The 20,324-nt window shown below is 33.3% G+C and carries 13 protein-coding genes and 1 other RNA gene; 8 read left to right on the top strand and 6 right to left on the bottom strand.

The window, feature by feature from the left end; all coding sequences use genetic code 11:
• Positions 1-111: 111 nt before the first annotated feature.
• The 4 genes from V6624_RS22100 to V6624_RS22085 are packed head-to-tail and all read left to right on the top strand — an operon-like array spanning position 112 to position 8,126.
• Positions 112-3,738 carry a SusC/RagA family TonB-linked outer membrane protein gene (locus V6624_RS22100; RefSeq protein WP_338840205.1) on the top strand — a complete coding sequence of 1,209 codons (3,627 nt, stop codon included), beginning with the start codon at positions 112-114 and terminating at the stop codon, positions 3,736-3,738.
• 4 nt (positions 3,739-3,742) lie between these two features.
• The gene (locus V6624_RS22095) at positions 3,743-5,167 is read left to right on the top strand and encodes a RagB/SusD family nutrient uptake outer membrane protein (protein WP_338840202.1); all 1,425 of its coding nucleotides are present in this window, start codon (positions 3,743-3,745) and stop codon (positions 5,165-5,167) included.
• A 5-nt stretch (positions 5,168-5,172) separates the two neighbouring features.
• Complete coding sequence (locus V6624_RS22090; RefSeq protein ID WP_111288659.1) at positions 5,173-7,608, top strand: zinc-dependent metalloprotease; 2,436 nt, start codon at positions 5,173-5,175, stop codon at positions 7,606-7,608.
• The gene (locus V6624_RS22085; RefSeq protein ID WP_111288657.1) at positions 7,605-8,126 is read left to right on the top strand and encodes a DUF3347 domain-containing protein; all 522 of its coding nucleotides are present in this window, start codon (positions 7,605-7,607) and stop codon (positions 8,124-8,126) included. The genes V6624_RS22090 and V6624_RS22085 overlap by 4 nt, the downstream gene beginning before the upstream one ends.
• Positions 8,127-8,257: 131 nt before the next feature.
• On the opposite strand, the gene ssrA is transcribed toward V6624_RS22085, so the two are convergent.
• Both ssrA and V6624_RS22075 read right to left on the bottom strand, forming a co-directional pair.
• Positions 8,258-8,655, bottom strand: a transfer-messenger RNA (tmRNA) gene (ssrA, locus tag V6624_RS22080).
• A 254-nt stretch (positions 8,656-8,909) separates the two neighbouring features.
• On the bottom strand, positions 8,910-10,112 hold the full coding sequence (locus V6624_RS22075) for a serine hydrolase domain-containing protein (RefSeq protein WP_338840198.1): 1,203 nt from the start codon (positions 10,110-10,112) through the stop codon (positions 8,910-8,912).
• A gap of 239 nt (positions 10,113-10,351) precedes the next feature.
• Here V6624_RS22075 and V6624_RS22070 point away from each other — a divergent pair, with 239 nt between their 5' ends.
• Positions 10,352-11,554 (top strand): NAD(P)-dependent oxidoreductase, encoded by a 1,203-nt coding sequence (locus V6624_RS22070; protein ID WP_338840196.1) that lies wholly within the window; start codon positions 10,352-10,354, stop codon positions 11,552-11,554.
• Between the two features lie 186 nt (positions 11,555-11,740).
• Here the strand turns inward: V6624_RS22070 and fumC are convergent, their stop codons facing one another.
• Positions 11,741-13,126, bottom strand: a complete 1,386-nt coding sequence (gene fumC / locus V6624_RS22065; RefSeq protein WP_338840195.1) for a class II fumarate hydratase — start codon at positions 13,124-13,126, stop codon at positions 11,741-11,743.
• A 361-nt stretch (positions 13,127-13,487) separates the two neighbouring features.
• On the opposite strand from fumC, the gene V6624_RS22060 reads away from it, so the two are divergent.
• The gene (locus V6624_RS22060; protein WP_111288649.1) at positions 13,488-13,661 is read left to right on the top strand and encodes a hypothetical protein; all 174 of its coding nucleotides are present in this window, start codon (positions 13,488-13,490) and stop codon (positions 13,659-13,661) included.
• A 215-nt stretch (positions 13,662-13,876) separates the two neighbouring features.
• On the opposite strand, the gene V6624_RS22055 is transcribed toward V6624_RS22060, so the two are convergent.
• Positions 13,877-16,381, bottom strand: a complete 2,505-nt coding sequence (locus V6624_RS22055) for an outer membrane beta-barrel family protein (RefSeq protein ID WP_338840194.1) — start codon at positions 16,379-16,381, stop codon at positions 13,877-13,879.
• 91 nt (positions 16,382-16,472) lie between these two features.
• Positions 16,473-16,817 carry an arsenate reductase (glutaredoxin) gene (gene arsC / locus V6624_RS22050; RefSeq protein ID WP_111288645.1) on the bottom strand — a complete coding sequence of 115 codons (345 nt, stop codon included), beginning with the start codon at positions 16,815-16,817 and terminating at the stop codon, positions 16,473-16,475.
• Positions 16,818-16,934: 117 nt separating this feature from the next.
• Here arsC and V6624_RS22045 point away from each other — a divergent pair, with 117 nt between their 5' ends.
• Together V6624_RS22045 and V6624_RS22040 are read left to right on the top strand one after the other, a co-directional pair.
• Positions 16,935-17,867 carry a type II CAAX endopeptidase family protein gene (locus V6624_RS22045; RefSeq protein ID WP_338840193.1) on the top strand — a complete coding sequence of 311 codons (933 nt, stop codon included), beginning with the start codon at positions 16,935-16,937 and terminating at the stop codon, positions 17,865-17,867.
• Positions 17,868-17,871: 4 nt separating this feature from the next.
• Positions 17,872-18,915, top strand: a complete 1,044-nt coding sequence (locus V6624_RS22040; RefSeq protein WP_111288641.1) for an AMP-binding protein — start codon at positions 17,872-17,874, stop codon at positions 18,913-18,915.
• Positions 18,916-19,105: 190 nt separating this feature from the next.
• Here the strand turns inward: V6624_RS22040 and V6624_RS22035 are convergent, their stop codons facing one another.
• Positions 19,106-20,320, bottom strand: a complete 1,215-nt coding sequence (locus tag V6624_RS22035; RefSeq protein ID WP_111288639.1) for an RsmB/NOP family class I SAM-dependent RNA methyltransferase — start codon at positions 20,318-20,320, stop codon at positions 19,106-19,108.
• Between the last annotated feature and the right edge of the window lie 4 nt (positions 20,321-20,324).

Here is a 20,324-nt window from a genome sequence, read left to right as displayed (position 1 = left end):
GAGTCTATAAACTAAAAAACCAGAGGCAGTTGCGATGCTTCTGGTTGTTGTAAAAGTTTATAGCCAATATAAGTTGTCCACTATTGTTTAACTATAACCAAATGTAAATGTATGAAATTTAATTTACAACCAAAAAAACCTTACAAAAAAACTAAAAAAAAGATTCCTAAATTTAATTTTCTGACTCTATTATGTGCCTTGTTTATGTTGTTTTGCAGTTATACAAGCCAAGCTCAGAATATTACCATCAATTTTAAAGAGGCACCTCTTGAAAAAGTTCTAAAAGAAGTGGCTAAACAAGCCAATTACGAAGTTTTTTATACTCAGAAATTGCTTAAGGATTCAAGACCTGTAACTATTAATGTTAAGAATGCTAGTCTGAATGAAACTTTAAATCAAATTTTTAGAAATCAAAGTGTAAAATATAACCTTGCAAATCAAACGATTGTGGTAACTGCGCCAAAAGAGGAGGAGCGGGGAAACGGACTAATCGATATACGAGGAAAGGTAGTAAATAATAGAAATGAACCTTTTCCAGGTGTATCGGTAACTATTTGGGGAACAAATAGAACCAGCGTAACAGATTTTGACGGAAGTTTTGCTTTTGATAAAGTGTCTCCAACTGGAGTACTGGATTGTTCTGGATTAACTATCGAGAAAAAAACTTTTTCAATCAATGGGCGCAGCGAAATGACGCTTGTTGTTGATGACAAAGTTTCGACAATGAAAGAAGTTGTTGTTACTGGTTTCCAAACTATTGCAAGAAGTAATTTTACTGGAGCAATTTCTAAAGTTGACGAAAAGACATTAAACGAAAATATCAATTCAAATTTATCAAGTGCGCTTGAAGGACGTGTTGCTGGTTTGATGTTTCAAAAAAATGTAACTGGATCTGACTCTGATAAACCTATATTGAGAGGTATGGGAACTTTTTCTTCTCAAGTTGGTTACACTCCGCTTTTGGTAATTGATGGTTTGCCAACAGAATTAAGTTTGGATGATATTAATCCTTATGATATTGAAAGTGTTGACGTTCTAAAAGATGCCGCGGCGGCTTCTATTTATGGTTCGAGAGCAGCAAATGGTATTATTGTTTTAACTACCAAAAAAGGAAATGGTAAATTAAAAGTTAGTATCAATTCGGATTTCTTTATTTCTACAAAGCCTAATTTAAGAGATATGAATTATGCTTCTACAAGCGAATTGATCGATTTTGAGCAGGCAGTTTACGATAGAGAAAGAGCCAGATTTGCAGACACATCTACAATGTTTAGCAGTTATGGAGATATTGGAAGCAGCAGTATGAAATATTACAGTCCGCTTTATCAATTGAACAGAAATTTAGAAGAAGGGAAAATTGATAATGCTACTTACGATAGTACTATTGCACAATGGAGAAAAAACGATTACATAAAAGATTATCGTGACAATGTTTGGCAAAATGAGTTAAGACAACGCTACAATATTGCATTTTCGGGTAGTACAAGTAAACAAAATACTTATGTTTCTCTTAATTATGACGAATCAAAAGATCGTATAAAATTTAATAACAGTCGAGCATTTAACCTTTATGCTAAAAGCAGTTTTCAAATAAATAATTGGCTAAACGCTACATTTGGAGTAAACGGAACTTATAGTAATGATGATGTTACCGATGCTGCTTTTGGAAATTATGATATCCAAAAAAGATACGAGCGTATAACTGATGATAACGGAAACCTTGTAATGTCGCCATTTGTAGGTATTAGTGATGGTTTTACTTCTGGTAGTGTTATTAATCCTGCTGTAGCTGAAAAATTAGCAGGCTTAAGTGGTTTTAAATCAACAGAATTTAATGTTTTAGATGCGCTTCAAGAAGGTATTGAAAAACAAAATTCATTAAGCTTAAGAACTTTTGCCAACATAAAAGCTAAAATTTGGAAAGGCTTAAGCGCTAATTCGCAATTTCAATATGAATTAAGAAGAAATGATAACGAACAATATTACGCTGTTGACTCGTACAGAATGCGTATGGCTATTAATTCTTTGACAGGCTATAATCCGACTACAAATACTTATACCTATGTAGATGGTTTTTCAGCAGGAGGACGATACAAACAATCTAGCAGTCAGGCAAGTAATTATTCTTTTAGAAATCAATTAGATTTTAATCAAGAATTTGGTGATGGAAAACATTCTGTAAATGCATTAGCAGGTTTTGAAATGCGTGAAACTTTTGTTCCAAGAACTATTGAACAATTACGATATGGTTATGATCCTGTAACATTAAGTTCTTCAGTATTAAACAACCTTTTGCTTAGTCAAACTGGAGTTTCAAGTTATATCTATGGAAGCAACAGAACTTTGGCTGCTTTATCAAGAACGCAAACAGAAGTTTTACACCGTTATTTTTCGATGTTTAGTACAGCGAGTTATACTTATTTATCTAAATATAACATTACAGGAAGTTACCGTGTAGATCGAGCAGATTTATTTGGAGTGGATCCGAAATACAAAAACCGTCCTTTATGGTCAGCTGGTTTAGGTTGGAATATAAGCAATGAAGATTTTATGAGAGAGGTAAAATGGGTGAGTATGCTGAAATTAAGATCTACTTATGGTATTAACGGAAATATAGATCAGAGTACAACTCCTTATATTACAGCGACTATCAAAAACGATAACTTATATCAATCTCTGCAATATACCAATATTACATCGCAGCCAAACCCAATGTTGAGATGGGAAAAAACACAGAGCGCCAATTTTGGTATTGATTATAGTTTGTTCAGAACGAAGCTGAATGGTACTATTGATATCTACCGTAAATACAGCACTGATTTATTGGCAACAACAGATTTAGATCCTACAGTTGGTGCATTATCAAGAAGAATTAATGCAGGAGCTTTAATGAACAAAGGTGTTGAATTTACTTTAGGTTCAGAATGGTTTAATAATGGTAGCTTTAAAATAGCTTCAAATGCAGTTTTAGCATTTAACAAAACAACCGTAAAAAAAGTAACAAGAGCACAATCAACGGCTTCTGTTTATGTTAGTTCACCAATTGATTACTTTTTAGAAAACGAAGCATACAATAGTTTATACGCTTACAAATATGGCGGAACTGTTAATGGATATCCATATATTTTGGATGAAGAGGGAAATCCGTCAATCACTTTTGACGAAAATGGAAATCCAATTTCAACCAGTATAAAATCGGTTACAAATCCAGATGCTTTAGTAAATATGGGAAGTTTGACACCAACTTATACAGGTTCGTTGTCTCAGCGATTTTCTTATAAACAATTCGATTTAAATTTCTTGTTTGTTTTCTCTGGAGGAAATGTCATGCGTAAAGAAGTTTTAGCAATGGATTCAGATGCTGTGAACCTTTCTGGCATTGCAGACCGTTACACAGATGCTAATCCAAATGGAAATACCCGTTTATATGTAGATTTAGACGAAAGTGTTCGAAATTATGCTACAACAATCAGCAGCCAATGGAGAAATTCAAGCGCAAATGTTGTTGATGGCGATTACATCAAATTGAGAAACATTTCATTGAGCTATAATTTGCCTAAAGACTTTGCAAATAGAATAAAAATGAGTTCAGCTAAATTCACTTTCCAAATGAATAATATTTGGTATTGGAGTGCTGCTGGCAATCGTATCGATCCAGAAGTTTATAGCGCAAATTCTGGCACACGTAATTTACCATTGCCGAAAACGTATTTATTTGGCTTTAATCTTACTCTTTAAAAAAATGAAACATTTATATATTACACTATTATCAGTTATGATGCTCGCTGTAACATCTTGTGACGATTACACAGATGTTACGCCAAAAGGAGCTTTAGTTATTGAAACACCAGAACAATTCCTAGACTTAGTTTCACTGCCAGGAAGAGGTTATCCAATTAGTAACTTTCAATATTTATCAGACGATCAATGGATGAAAGAGTCAAATGTAATTGGAAAAACGCCAAACATCGATATCATTAATTTTACTTTTGATGAAAGCGTAGACCGAGTTTCATTAATGACCGGTTCAAGTTTTTACAACCAAGCCTATACTTATATCAACAGATGGAATACTATTATTTCATTAGTTGATGATAGTAAAGGAGACGAAAGCATAAAGCGATTAGCAAAAGCTGAAGCTCAAATTTATAGAGCATACGATCACTTTTTATTAGTGAATCATTATGCGAAAGCTTACGATCCGGCTACTGCTGCTACTGATGGAGGAATTTGCATCATGGATAAATTCGATTTAGAAGCAGAGCCAGCAAAATCGACTGTAGCGCAGGTTTATGAATTTATTCAAAAAGATATTGAAGAAGCGTTGCCATATCTTCAGGAAAAACCAACAGATGTTTACCATCCGTCATTAGCATTTGCTTATGCATTCAAAGCTAAAGTTCATTTGTTCAAACGTGAAATTGCAAGCGCTCAAGCGGCAGCCGAAAAATCTTTAAGCTATAACAATCAAATATTTGATATGGTTGCTTATAATGCGCAGGGCGGACCAAGCACTGTTTTTGTGCCTGCTGCAGATAATGTAGAAGTTCTAAGTTATATGTATATGAATGGTTATAACGAAATGAACTTTGGACAACTTTACATTATCAGTCCAGAATTGAGAACTCTATTTGGTATTAATGATGCTCGTTTTAATTTGTTTTTTAATACTACAAGTACAACCAATTTAGATCAAGGTTCAAACACTGCATATTGGGGAACTCAGTATACGAAGTTTTTTTATCCAACAGTGGGTATGAAAACTACAGAAGTATATTTAATGCTTGCTGAATGTTATGCAAGAGATAATAAGCTTAATGAAGCAGTAGATGTTTTAAACACCTTAAGAGCAAAACGTATTTTATCTGGAACTGTGAATTTAGATGTTCCAGCTACAAGAAAAGAAACAATGGAATTGGTTATTAATGAACGAAGAAAAGAATTGCTTTTTGGTTTTAACCGATTTTTTGATCTAAAACGATTAAATACGGAGTCAGAATATGCGAAGACAATTACGAGAGTATTTCCAATTGTTAATAAAACAGTTGAGCAGAAAACGTACACTTTACAGCCTAATTCAAGATTATACATTATACCGTTTCCGTTGTCTGCCTTGACAAAAAATCCAAAACTTACATTAAATACAGACGAACAAGTTCCGTTTTAATTCCAATGAAAAAATTAATTATATTCTTAATCATGCTGTCTTCTTGGCAGCATGGTTTTGCTCAAACTCCAGAAAAAAAAGCCGACAGTACAAGTACGCAACCAAAAGGTATGCAGGCTTATAGCAAAATTATTACTGATAAAGCTAAAAACAAATCAGGACTTTTTACTGTTAGCCAAGTCGATACTAAATATTACTTCCAAATTCCAGATAGTTTGTTTAACCGATATATGCTGGTGGTAACGCGATATTTGTCTACTCCAGAAGGAATGGGAATTTTTGGTGGTGAAAAAGCTAACGAGCAGACTATTTATTTTGAAAAAGGAACAAATAACACTGTTTTTTTAAGATCATTGCAGTACAGACAAGATGTTCGTTCTGCCGATTCTATGCTGGCAAAAGCATTAGCAGGCAGTAACGAAAATCCGATTGTAGCGGCTTTTCCAATAAAAACAACCAATCCTGATAACGGAAATGTTGTTATTGATGTAACTGATTCTTTCAAGAAAGATAATGCGATGTTTTCTATTGGAAGCTCTGAGAAAACTGAAAAAAAATTAACTTCTCTCGCAGATGATAAATCCTTTGTTGAAACTATAGATACTTATCCGATTAATATTGAAGTTAAAACTACAAAAACTTATACCAGTTCTACCGCAAGCAGCGGAAGCATTACGTTAAGATTAAATACCTCTATAGTATTGCTTCCGAAAATACCAATGCGTAAACGATTTTTTGATGAAAGAGTAGGCTATTTTGCTAATAAATATGTTCTATTTGATGACGATGAACAACGCGCACAAAAAAAGTTCATTATTCAACGTTATCGATTAGAACCTAAAGACAAAGACATTAAAAAATATTTAAGAGGCGAATTGGTCGAACCAAAAAAACAAATTGTTTACTACATCGATCCTGCAACACCAAAAAAATGGAGACCTTATTTAATTGCAGGTATAAACGACTGGCAAAAAGCTTTTGAAGCTGCCGGATTTAAAAATGCAATTGTAGGTAAAGAATGGCCAGAAGATGATAAAACAATGAGTTTGGAAGATGCGCGATATTCTGTAGTAAGATATTTAGCTTCTGAAACACCAAATGCTTACGGGCCAAGAATTAGCGATCCAAGAAGCGGTGAAATTATGGAAAGTCATGTTGGCTGGTATCATAATGTAATGAAATTGGTACAGAGATGGTACATGATTCAGGCTGGACCGTTAGATGCTAGAGCAAGAAAAATGCACTTAGACGATGAATTAATGGGACAATTAATTCGTTTTGTTTCTTCACACGAAATCGGACATACAATTGGTCTTCGTCATAATATGGGAGCGAGTAGTGCTACTCCAGTAGAAAAACTTCGTGATAAAAAATGGGTAGAAGCAAACGGACATACTGTTTCTATTATGGATTATGCCCGTTTTAATTATGTAGCACAGCCAGAAGATAATATTAGTCCAGTAGGTCTTTATCCGCGTATTGGAAGTTATGATAAATGGGCAGTTCAGTGGGGTTATAAATATTATCCAAATGCCAAAGATGAGTTTGAAGAAGAGAATTTACTAGCTAAATTAACTACAGATAGTTTAACAGCAAATCCGAAATTATGGTTTGGTGGAGAAGGTAAAGATGAAGATCCGCGCAGTCAAGCAGAAGATCTTGGAGACGATGCGGTACTTGCCAGCGATTACGGAATTAAAAATCTAAAACGTGTAGTTCCTCATTTGATTGAATGGACTTATCAGCCAAATGATCCTTACGATAATTTAGCAGATATGCATAAAGCAGTAGTTAGGCAGTACGGATTGTACTTGTATCATGTTCTGAAATACATTGGAAACAATTATGTTACAAAACGAACTGTTGATGAAAAAGGAGCAGTTTACAAACCAGTTCCTAAAGCAAAAATAAAAGCTGCAATTGATTATTTAGGAAGACAATTGTTTGTTGCGCCGCTTTGGATGTATCCGCAGGAAATCGATGATCTTATTGCTTTAAAAAGAGAAGATCAAATTTCAGATCAACAGAATCAGATATTGAATATGTTATTAAGTTCTGGTATGCTTTATAATATTAGCCTTAAATCTATGCAGTCTGAAGAAGCTTATACTGTTCCTGAATTTTTAAATGATGTGCAGCAAATAGTTTGGGTGAAATTTAGCGGAGATGAAAAGCAAGATTATTACAGAAGAAGTTTTCAGCGTGGCTATGTTGAAAAACTAGGAATGCTTTTATTGCCAAAAGAAGTAGAACCTGGAAAAGCATCAAACACAGCACAAAGAAGTGATGTAAGACTTTATGGAAAACAGCATCTTTTAAAATTAAAAACAGATGTCGCAAAACTGATGAATGCTTCAACAGGAATAAATAAAGATCATTATGAAAGCATTTTAATAGAAATAGATAAAATCATTACAAAATTAGATAAACCTACATCATGAAAAATTTATTAGTTGTAACATTCCTTTTTCTTAGCTGTTTGGCTCAGGCTCAATTAACTTCAAAAGAAGAAGTAGCTCCTGAATTAGTTGCAAAACGCGAAGCTGAGAAAAAAGAAATCACAAAGAATTATTTAGCTCTTAAAAATAGCTTTTTAACTTCAGACAGTCTTGCTGTTGTTAAAAATGCAGAAGCCTTGAAAAGTTCGCTAAAGAATTTCAAGTTTAAAAAATTAAACCTGGAAAATATGAATAAGGCTACCATTTCACGAAAAGAAATCATTGATTTGGCAACAGCATTAACAGTAACAAAAAATATTAACAAACAACGTAAGATTTTTGAGTCTCTTTCTCTGAAATATTGGGATCAGGTGGCAAAATTCAAACCTGCTGATGAAACATTATATTTACAAGTTTGCCCAATGACAGGCGCAGTTTGGACAAGTGATAGTAAGGAAATAAAAAATCCATACTATCCAAAAAATATGCTGACTTGCGGTGAAGTGAAAGCAAGTCTATAATTTTTTTAATTTGAATTAGTTGATAGATGCGGTATTCTAAGGAAGCCGTATTTGTCGTTTATGATAATAAGACTTAATCTAAGTTTGAATTGAATAAAAAAAGCCTGTAAACAAAGAGTTTACAGGCTTTTTTGTGGAGTCGCCGGGAATCGAACCCGGGTCCAAACAAGCAACTAAAGAGCTTTCTACACGCTTATTTCCTGATTGAATTTTCGATGTTGAGCTAGGCCAGAAACAACCACCCAACACTTATCTTCTTAAATTTCGAAATCCACCCGAAGCTCATGGAAATCTAGGTTTATTTTTACGGTTCTCCTGAACGGAACGCCACAAACCAAGGCTTTCCAGGAGAATCCAGCTTCCCTACCTTGTAGAGACGTGGCGCAATCTTACTATGATTCGGATTATGCAGCTAAAGCGTAATTATTTTCGCCGTGTAAAAGTTTGAGATCTTATATTTACGAGCAAGGTCTCAATGCTCGACGTGCTTACTGTTCAATTCGACTTGCTGTCAAAACCAGTCGACCCCAAAAAATAAGTCTGCAAATTTAGGGTATTTGAAATTACTTTCTACTAAAATTTTCAGAAAAAAAATTAGTCAAAAGTTGTAAAGCCGAAAGTCGAAAGTCCAAGAGTGAAAGTAAAAAGTTGTAAAGTTTTTAAAATCAAAAGATTGCTTTCTGTTGCTTCTCTTTATTTTTCGATAATTGGTATGTTTAAAAAAGAATAAAGTTTATATTGTCAACTGTTTTAAGACTTTTGACTTTCGACTTTATTATTATTTTATTCTTCGTCTTTAAAATTAAAAGGGTAATCTCCAAAGATCGGAGCTAATTTACGCACTGCATAAGTGTTTCGGGTCATTTTATTAGATAGTGCAATAATTGTTACACCTTCTTTCATCAAAGTAATATAAGATGAGGTATTTCCGTGCCACCATCCATTATGAAAATAGAAGTTCTGACCCGTTTCCCAGTTAATCATTCTAATTCCGAGACCGTAATTCTTAGTTCCTTTACGTTCGTTGCTATAACCCGTATAAACTTGTTTCAATAATTCAGGTTTCAAGAAATCTGGAGATTGTCTTGCTCTATCAAATTTTAAAAGATCTCTAGCTGTAGAGAAAACATTTTTATCTCCGTAAACATTATCAAGATAATCAAAACCAATTTCTACACCATTACCTTTATAAGAAGGAACAATCTTTTTTCTGTCTTTGTCATCGTCAAAAACATAAGTATGTGTCATTCCAAGAGGTTTGAAAATCATTTCAGACATCGCTTCTTTATAACTCAATCCTGTAATTTTTTCTATAATAAGCGCCAACATTGCATAGTTGGTATTACAGTAGCTAAAACGTGTTCCAGTTCTAGATTCTAAACCAACATCTTTTGTTGCTAAAATGTCTAAAATATCTTTATTCGTTAATTGGTTATGCCTGTCCCAAACCGATTTATCGTGATCTGTGAAATAAGCATAGTTACGCATTCCTGTGCGATGACTTAAAAGCATTCTAATCGTACATTCTTCGTAAGGAAAAGTTTTTAAAATCGTATTTACTTTTTGGTCCAAATCAATTTTACCTGCGTTTACCAGTTTTAAAACCGCTGTAGCTGTCAAAACTTTACTTACTGAAGCAATCTGTACAGGAGTTTCAGCCGTTATTTTTGTCCCTTCATTTTTGTTCGCAAAACCATTATATCTTTCAAATAAAATCTGTCCGTTTTTAGCAACTAAAAAGCTTCCGTTCATGTTGTTATTTGGCCAGTTTTTATTGTAAAAGTGATTTATTCTGCCAACAACCGAATTTTTATAGGCCTGAGAAACTTTCTTTTCTTCGCCTAACGGCTTCATTTTAGGTAATGTATCTTCTATTATTGGGGTAGTAGCTGTGTCAGTTTTTTTGTCTTTACCACATGAACTTAAAACTAGTATAGAAAAAAGTATTTGTGGTATCTTTGTTTTTTTAAGGAAAATCATTTGCATCGTTCTTTAAAAACAAATATATCGAATTCAATTTTGTTGTATTCTCATTTCTGAGGCGTTAATTTGTGTTTTTTAACTTTTTTTTAAGACCTTAAAAATATATTCGTTTGTTTTTCAGCTTATAACGGTTTTTAAACATTCTAAATAGAAATTTTAAAACAAAATTTTAACTAAATTTGTTATATTTGAAACAAATGTGTTTTAAAAAGTTATATTATTTAATATTAAATTCAGTTTAAATGAAATTTGGAATCATAAAAGAAAGAAAAAATCCGCCAGATAGAAGAGTAGTATTTTCTCCAAATGAATTGACAAGATTAAAGCAGCTTTATCATGATGCTTCTGTAAAAGTGGAAAGTTCTGATATTAGAATATTTTCGGATGACGATTATAAAAATATGGGAATTACGGTTACAGATGATGTTTCTGATTGTGATGTTTTATTTGGCGTAAAAGAAGTTCCAGTAGAAGACTTGATTCCAAATAAAGCCTATTTCTTTTTTTCTCATACAATTAAAAAACAGCCTCATAATAGAAAATTACTTCAGGCAGTTTTAGAAAAAAATATTGATTTATATGATCACGAAACAATTGTTGACGAACACGACCATCGTCTAATTGGTTTTGGAAGATATGCTGGAATGGTTGGTGTTTATAACGGAATTCGAGCTTTCGGAATTAAATTCGAACTGTTCAAACTTCCTAAAGCAGAAACACTTTCAGGAAAAGAGGATTTGATAAAGCATTTAAAGCGCATCACAATGCCAGCTCTAAAGTTTGTGGTAACAGGAACTGGAAAGGTTGGGAGTGGAGCAAAAGAAATTCTTGATGCTATTAAAGTGAAAGAAATTACGATTGATAATTATTTGACAAAAAAATATGCTCAAGCGGTTTATGTTCAGCTTGATGTGCTGGAATACAATAAAAGAAAAGATGGTCAGGTTTTAGATTTTAGAGATTTTGTAAATCATCCTGAAGAATACGAATCTGATTTTGAAAGATTTACAAAAGTGTCTGATATTTATTTTGCAGGGCATTTTCATGCTAGCAGTGCTCCAATGATTTTAACGAAAGAAATGCTGAACGCAAGCGACTGCAAGTTGAAAGTTGTTGCAGATATTTCTTGCGATGTTAATGGACCTATTGCCTGTACAGTTCGTTCTTCTACAATTGAAGATCCATTGTATGGATATTTTCCTTTAGAAGATAAAGAAGTAGATTTCTTTCATCCTGCGGCAGTTGCAGTTATGGCGGTAGATAATCTTCCTTGCGAAATTCCGAAAGATGCTAGCGAAGGTTTTGGAGAACAGTTTATGCAACATGTAATTCCAGCTTTCTTCAATGGAGATAAAGACGGAATTCTAAAACGCGCTAAAATCACAGAAAACGGAAAACTGACGGAGAGATTTAGCTATTTGCAAGACTATGTTAATAATGGTTAATTGTGAATTGTAAATTATAAATAAAAAGCCTGAAATTGATATTTCAGGCTTTTTATTTTTTTGTCAGACTGAGCGAAGTCTAAGGGCTTTATGCATAAAAAACTTCGACTTCGCTCAGTCTGACAATGCATCATTTTATCTGAATGATAATAATTAATAATTCACCATTAACAATTCACCATTAAATTAAACCATATCTTCAGGTTTCACCCAAGCATCAAAATCTTCTGGAGTTACATAGCCTAAACGAACAGCTTCTTCTTTAAGTGTAGTTCCATTTTTGTGTGCAGTTTGAGCGATTTCGGCAGCTTTATAATAACCAATTTTAGTATTCAAAGCGGTAACGAGCATTAATGAATTATCCACTAATTCTTTGATCCTTTTGTGATTTGGTTCGATTCCTTGTGCACAATGTTCATCAAAAGAAACACACGCATCTCCTAATAATTGTGCCGATTGTAAAAAGTTGGCTGCCATTACAGGTTTAAAAACATTCAATTCATAATGTCCCTGCATTCCTCCAACTGCAATTGCCATATCGTTTCCGATAACTTGAGCGCAAACCATTGTTAAAGCTTCACATTGCGTCGGATTTACTTTTCCTGGCATAATAGAAGAACCAGGTTCGTTTTCAGGAATATGAATTTCGCCAATTCCAGAACGTGGCCCTGAAGCTAACATTCTAACATCATTAGCGATTTTATTTAAGGAAACAGCTAATTGTTTTAAAGCTCCGTGTGTTTCTACAATTGCGTCGTGTGCTGCAAGTGCTTCAAATTTGTTTTCTGCAGTAACAAAAGGATGATTGGTAAATTGAGCAATATATTCCGCCACTTTTACATCGTAACCTTTTGGAGTGTTTAGTCCAGTTCCAACAGCTGTTCCTCCAAGAGCGATTTCAGATAAATGTGCTAAAGTATTTTTTAAAGCTTTTAATCCAAATGCTAATTGAGCGGCATAACCAGAAATTTCTTGACCTAAAGTTAATGGCGTTGCATCCATTAAGTGTGTACGCCCAATTTTGACAACATCTTTATATTCAGTTGCTTTTTTTGCTAAAGTAGCGTGAAGTTTTTCTACACCAGGAATTGTTGTTTCTACAACCATTTTATAAGCTGCAATGTGCATTCCTGTTGGGAAAGTATCGTTTGATGATTGTGATTTATTTACATCATCATTGGCTTTTATGAATTGTTCGCCTTCGCCAATTTCAAAACCTTTAAGAACTTGTGCGCGATTTGCAATTACTTCGTTTACATTCATATTGCTTTGCGTTCCAGAACCTGTTTGCCAAATTACTAATGGAAACTGGTCGTCTAATTTTCCTTGTAGAATTTCGTCGCATACGGCTGCAATGGCGTCTCTTTTTTCGATTGGTAAAACTCCTAAATCGTAATTCGCATAAGCTGCAGCTTTTTTTAGATAAGCAAAACCTTCTATGATTTCTTTTGGCATTGAACCTGAAGGCCCGATTTTAAAATTGTTTCTTGAACGTTCTGTTTGTGCACCCCAATATTTATCGGCTGGGACTTGAACTTCGCCCATGGTGTCTTTTTCTATTCTATATTTCATTATGTAGTATGTAAAATGTTATTCCTGAAAATGTGAAATGTTTTATTCTAAAACGAAAACTTCTTTTGAAAATGAGTCTTTTAGCCCTGATGGGAGCGGCATCTCCCGATTTAGAAAAACAAGGTTTTTTAGCCGTAGTTTTTGTTTATCGGGAATACAGCGGACAGCAGGAATAGCTCCTAAAAAAATAGATGTTTCTTTGAGGCCTTTATTTAAAAGGAATCCATGTTCAAAAAAAGCTTATTTAAAATGAGTATAAATATACGTATAAATGTTATTTAACGAAAATTGATTTAGATTTTATTGCTGAGAAAAAATATATACCCTACATTTGTCGTAACATTCAAAAATTCCGGAAAACATGTTTGAATTTTCACAGTACTTAGGCTTTTTACTTTTCTTAACCATTCTAACTATAGGGTTTTGGTTAATGTTTTTCTTAGTTGGTTTCGTATCTTACTGGGTTACGGGAGCAAGCTGGGAAATGATTAAAGAAAAAAGAGCCAGAAAAAGACAAGAAGAACAATCTATTTAATTTTAGATTGATGTCATAAGAAAAGAACCTTTTTAGGTTCTTTTTTTTTGTGCCAAAAAAGAAGAAATTCCAATATCAAAAATTCCAAATTCAATGCGTTGAGTTTAAAACTTTGACAAAGTTGGAAGGCTAAGTAAAAGACTTGAAATAAAAAATTCCAAATCCCAATGATAAAATTGGAATTTGGAATTTTTAGTATTGGAATTTAAGAGGTTTTAACCTGGAAAATCTCCACCGCCTTCTCCGCCACCTTCATTTTTAGGCTGTGCGTTTTTATCTCTTTCTCCTTTTGGTTTGTTTAAACGGTAAGTGAACGATAAGTTAAACTGACGTTTACGGAATTGGAATTCGCTATATGAAGTCACTCCATCTAAATAAGTGTAAGATCTCATTTTTCTAGAATTGAATACGTCGCTGATGTTAAAAGCAATAGTTGCTTTGTCTTTCATAACATCTTTGCTGAAAGCTGTATTCATTCCAAATTGACCTAAGTTCTTTCCTTGAGCAGTTTTCTGCTCTCCGTTGTACATTGCAGTTAGCTGCCAATCAATTTTATATGGTAAAGTAACTTTAGAGTTTACTCTTGCAAACCAAGAAGTAGCCTGATTGTCTAAATTTTGGACAATATCATTTCCTTGTGTGTCTTTATAGCTGTGTTCCCCAGTTGTTTTTACATTATAAAAGTTGAAGTTACTGTTTAATTTCCACCATTTTAATGGCGTGTAATTGATTGTAAATTCGAAACCAAATTTTTGTTCTTCTCCTAAGTTAATAGGCTGGCTTTTAATAACAGGAGTGCCATCAACTACTTCACCTGGTGCAGGAGTTACCACTTCCCCATCAGCAGTTACATAATCGCCAGTAGGAGATCTTACAAAGCTGAAAACGTCTTTAGTGTCTTCAAAATATGCCGATGTATTGAAAGTTACTTTATCCCATTTTTTGATATAACCAATATCGTATTTATCTGTTAAAGAAGGATCTAAATCTGGATTTCCTTGAAAGATATTAATGTTACTCGCATAGTTTACGGCAGGATTCATGAAACGTCCTCTTGGTCTTGATAAACGTTTGCTATAACTTGCTGTGAAGTTGCTTTGATTTGAGATTTCGTAACTAATAAATGCGCTTGGAAACAAGTTGTTGTATTTTTTAGTATTGAAATCACTATTGTCTAACAAGTTAACATGAATATCGGTGTCTTCCCATCTTAAACCAAATAAATAAGAAAACTTATTTACTTTGAAACCGTATTGGGTATAAAGTGCGTTGATGTTTTCTTTGTATTCCAGTGTGTTTGATAAATTAGGGTCCTTTACTGGAACATTATTTTCTATAGTAGTTACATAATATTCGTTATTCAAATCTCCAAAACTTCCTTTGTAACCCGCTTCAAATTGTCCACTTTTTCCTAATGGAAGAACGTAATCAGCTTGGAATAATACTTGTTTTTGTATTTGATCATTTAGCGTATTATTGAAATTTGGTGAAGCTGTAATGGTACTATAGCTGTCATCTGTATTTCTTGAAATGGAAAAATCTGCTGTAAGCTTGTGTCCTTTATCGTTGAAGTTTTTAATTAAGTTAGAAGTGTACTCAAAGTTTTCACTGCCAGTGTCGGCGTTGTTTAAACGATAAGATGTTCCTGTATAATTATGCGCTGCGTCATAATTGTAATAGTTGATCAAATCTCTATCGTCACCAGAATTTTTTTGGTAATTGATGGCATTTGTCCAAAATGTAGTAGGGGTTATGCTCCATTCAACACCAGCTCTTCCATTAAATCCTTTTCTAAGACGTTTAGTATCTCGGTCTTCATCTAAATAGCTTTTTGTTACTTCGTTTTCATCAAAATATTCTGAATTTGTTTTACCAGCTCCTTCTGTAGTTCTGTAGTTGTAACCAGCAGTTGTGAAATAGTTTAACTTTTCAGTTTTATAATTCAAATTGGCACTTAAACCATACGTTTCTGGTAAACCTGTCGAAGCAATGAAAGTTCCATTAAAACCTTGATTTTTTCCTTTTTTAAGAATAATATTAATGATTCCTGAACCTCCTTCTGCATCATAACGAGCAGATGGATTTGTAATTACTTCTACTTTGTCTATAGCATCTGCAGGTAGTTGTCTTAAAGCTTCTGCCATGTTTATCGCTTGCGAAGGTCTTCCGTCAATTAAAATACGAATATTGTCGCTACCTCTTAAACTAACATTTCCTTCTGTATCAACAGAAACAGATGGAACGTTGTCTAAAACATCGCTTACACTTCCGCCTTTTACAATCATATCTTGACCAACATTGTAAACTTTTTTGTCCAGTTTGATCTCTACAGTCGATTTTTCTGCACGAACTACAACTTCATTCAATTGCGCAGCATCTTCAGATAAATTTACAACACCTAAGTTGGTATCATCCTGAATGCTTTTTTGTTTGATTTCAGTTGATTTAAAAGAAATAAATTCGACTTTTATGTCGTAAGTTCCTGGCGCAACAGCAACTTCAAATTCTCCTTTTGGATTTGTGATCCCGCCCGCAATAACTTTTGTGTCATTTGGGGCAGTAATCGAAATTGTAGCATACTCTAATGGTTGTTTGCTTACTTTTTCAAAGACTTTTCCGCTGACTTTTACTTTTTTACCACCGGGCGCTCCTTGTTGTGAGTAATTGTAAAAACTTGTAAACAGGAATACAAGTAATACAGCAAATTTGATTTTTTTCATTTTTCTGGTTTCTTTTTCTCTTTAGACGGCAAATGTAGTTTTTGGTTTAAAGAGAGAAATCACAAAAAAATGTTAATAGAATATTTTAGAATCAATCTAAAAAAGAAGCAACCACTTCTGGGTCACGACCAATAATAGCTTTTCCGTCTTTTACCACAATCGGGCGCTCTATTAAAATTGGGTTTTCTATCATTGCAGAAACTATCTGATCGTCATTTAAAGTTTTTCCTTTAAAATTTTCAATCCACACTTTCTCTTTTGTTCTTACTAATTGAATTGGCTCCAAATTAAGCTGTTTTAGCAATTTTTTTAATTCTTCAAAAGATGGAGTTTCTGTTAAATATGGGATGATTTCAAATTCTTGGTTTGATTGTTCGATAAAAGCAAGGCAGTTTCTTGATTTTCCGCATCTCGGATTATGGTAAATTTGTATCATTTTGTTATATTTAATGGTTTCAAATATTCTTAAGGTAAAAAAGAGGTATTTTCGCAGTATCAAAAGTAAGATTAACTTATCGAATTTGGATTCTCATTTTTTTAAAATTTTAGATTTATGTTTTTAGAGCAAGGAATTAAACCTGAAAATAAGTTTTGGAAATATCTTTTAGGTTCTGTTTTTATTATCGCAGCTTCTTTTGTTGGACAAATTCCACTTACTGCAGCCGTATTTTACAAAACATTTACTGAGAAGATTGGTTTTCCAACTACTAACGAAGGGGTTATGAAAATGTTTGAGTCCAATACAACACTTTTTTTGGTAATGACTTCATTCGTTTTTGCTTTTGCGGGTGTTTATTTTGTAGTCAAATTTATTCATCATCAAACGTTATTGTCAGTAACGACTTCAAGACCAAAAGTTGACTGGAAACGCATTTGGTTTTCTTTCTTTTTATGGGCTTTCTTTTCCTTGCTTAGTTTTTTATTTGTGTATCTAAAATCGCCAGATCAGTTTGTTCTGAATTTTAAATTGGTTCCTTTTTTAATTTTATTGGTTTTAGGAACACTTTTAATTCCAATTCAAACCAGTACAGAAGAATATGTTTTTCGAGGTTATTTGATGCAGGGATTTGCTAATTTGGCTCAAAATAGATGGTTTCCGCTTTTGATGACTTCTGTTATTTTCGGGTCAATGCACTGGGCAAATCCGGAAGTGGTAAAAATGGGAAATATCATAATGATTTATTACATAGGAACGGGTTTATTTTTAGGAGTTATTACTCTTATGGATGAAGGAATGGAACTTGCTCTTGGGTTTCATGCGGCAAACAATCTTGTTGGCGCATTATTAGTAACCTCAGATTGGTCGGTTTTTCAAACGCATTCTATATTTAAAGATCTTTCAGAACCTTCAGCAGGAATTGATGTAATTCTGCCTGTTGTAGTGATTTATCCAATATTACTTTTTATTTTTAGTAAAAAATACGGTTGGACAAACTGGAAACAAAAACTAACAGGAAATATTATTAATGTTCAAGTAAAAGCTTAAAAATATGCAAAACTTAACTCATAATAACGTTCATAATTACTTTAGGTTAAATGGATACCATTTAAATGCAAAAGATTTGTGCCAAATAGCCTACAGTTACATCAAAGAAGGAGATGCCTACGAACAATCAATTGGAGAATTCTTTTTGGATTGGTTTGATAAAAAGGATTATATCGAAATGACGACTTCTGGAACAACTGGCCTTCCAAAGTTAGTTCGTTTAGAAAAACAAGCTATGATTCAATCTGCTTTGGCTACAGGCGACTTTTTTGATTTACAGCCAGGAGATAAAGCTTTATTATGTCTCCCGACTCAATTTATTGCAGGGAAAATGATGCTGGTAAGAAGCTTAATTCTAGGATTAGAATTAGATGTGGTATCGCCAAGTGTGCATCCATTAGCTTTAAATAAAACTACATACGATTTTGTTGCAATGGTGCCATTGCAGGTTCAAAATTCTATTGAGCAACTTTCAAAAGTGCGTAAACTGATTATTGGAGGCGCTAAATTAGATTCTTCGTTAGAAGAAAAACTTCTGCATCTAAAAACAGAAATTTACGAAACGTACGGGATGACTGAGACAATTACTCATATTGCAGCAAAACGCCTAGGAGATTCTGTTTTTTCAGTTCTTCCAAACGTTAAAATATCTCAAGATGATCGTCAGTGTTTGGTTATTAATATTGCTACAATTTCTGATGAACCAATTGTTACTAATGATTTAGTAGAATTATTGAACGAACATCAATTTAAATTTTTAGGACGAATTGACAACGTAATCAATAGTGGAGGAGTGAAGCTAATTCCAGAACAGATTGAAGCAAAATTGGTGGGCAAAATTAATAGCAGATTTTTTGTAACCGGACTTCCAGATACTACTTTAGGAGAAAAATTAGTTTTGGTTATTGAAGGCGAAAAACAAGAATTTGAACCTGATTTCTTTGATGTTTTAGGAAAATATGAAAAACCAAAAGAGATCGTTTTTGTCTCAAAATTCAAAGAAAACGAAAACGGGAAATTGCTTCGCAAACCAACCTTGCAGGATTAAATTCCAATATCCAAATTCCAAAACTCTTAGTTTAGAACTTTGTCAAAGTTTTAAACTTTGACAAAGTTGGATGCTAGAATATAAAAACCTTTGAAAAAATAAAAATCCCAAATTTCAATAACTAAGATTGAAATTTGGGATTTTTTTATTTGAATCCAAAATTGGAATTTGGAATTTTCAATATTGGAATTTAAGATTTTCTTTCTAAAAGTGCCATATAGAATCCGTCAAAACCAGATTTTGAAGCTAACATTTTACGGTCTTCAATAAAAGTAAATTGTTTTCCGATTTCTGTTTTTAAGAACTTCTCAACTTGTTCCTGGTTTTCTGAAGGTAAAACAGAACAAGTTGCATAAACTAATTTTCCGCCTGGTTTTACAATTTTAGAATAGCTTTCTAAAACTTCACTCTGAACTTTACGAATGTTGTCAATAAATTCAGGTTGTAATTTCCATTTAGAATCTGGATTTCTTTTTAAAACTCCCAATCCGCTACAAGGTGCGTCAATTAAAACACGGTCTGCTTTTTCGTGTAATTTTTTGATCACTTTTGTGCTGTCAATAATGCGGTATTCAATATTAAAAGCTCCGTTTCTTTTCGCTCTTAATTTTAATTGCTTCAATTTGCTTTCATACAAATCCATAGCAATTAACTGTCCTTTGTTTTCCATTAAAGAAGCCATGTGCAATGTTTTTCCACCTGCTCCAGCACAAGTATCAACTACACGCATTCCTGGTTTTACATCCAAAAATCCTGCAACTAATTGTGAATTTGCATCTTGAACTTCAAATAAACCTTGTTTAAAAGCATCAGTTAAAAATACATTGGCTCTTTCTTTTAAAACAAGAGCTTCTGGCTGGTCTTTTAAATATTCCGTTTCAATATTTAAATCCATTAAAGTATTTCTAAGGCTTTCTTTAGTTCCTTTTAAAGTATTAGTTCTAAGAATAACTTTTGCTGGCTGATTTTGTGCTGCAATTTCTTTTGCCCACACTTTTTCTCCAAGTTCTTTCACGCCTAATTCATCCATCCAATCTGGAATAGATTCTTTAATTGCTCTAGTTTTAGATAATTCGTCAAAACGACCTTTTATTTTTCTTTCTGGAGTTCCTTCCAATTGTCTCCAATCTGGAATTGGATAACCACGAAGAACAGCCCAAACAGCAAACATTCTCCATAAATTATCTCTGTCATAAGGTTCTTTAACTTCTGCAATTTCAGCGTATAATCGTTTCCATCGAACAATCTCATATATGGTTTCAGCAACAAATTTACGGTCAGAACTTCCCCAACGTTTGTCTTTTTTTAATGCTCTAGCTACAACTTTGTCTGCATATTCTCCTTCATTGAAAATAGCATTCAAAGAATCAATTGTCGTATAAACTAAATTTCTGTGTAATCTCATTTTA

This window comes from Flavobacterium ginsenosidimutans, from assembly GCF_037478105.1.
GTDB classification, from domain to species: domain Bacteria; phylum Bacteroidota; class Bacteroidia; order Flavobacteriales; family Flavobacteriaceae; genus Flavobacterium; species Flavobacterium ginsenosidimutans.
The sequence above is the reverse complement of the archived record's forward strand: the minus strand, read 5'-3'. Positions and strand labels throughout refer to the sequence as shown.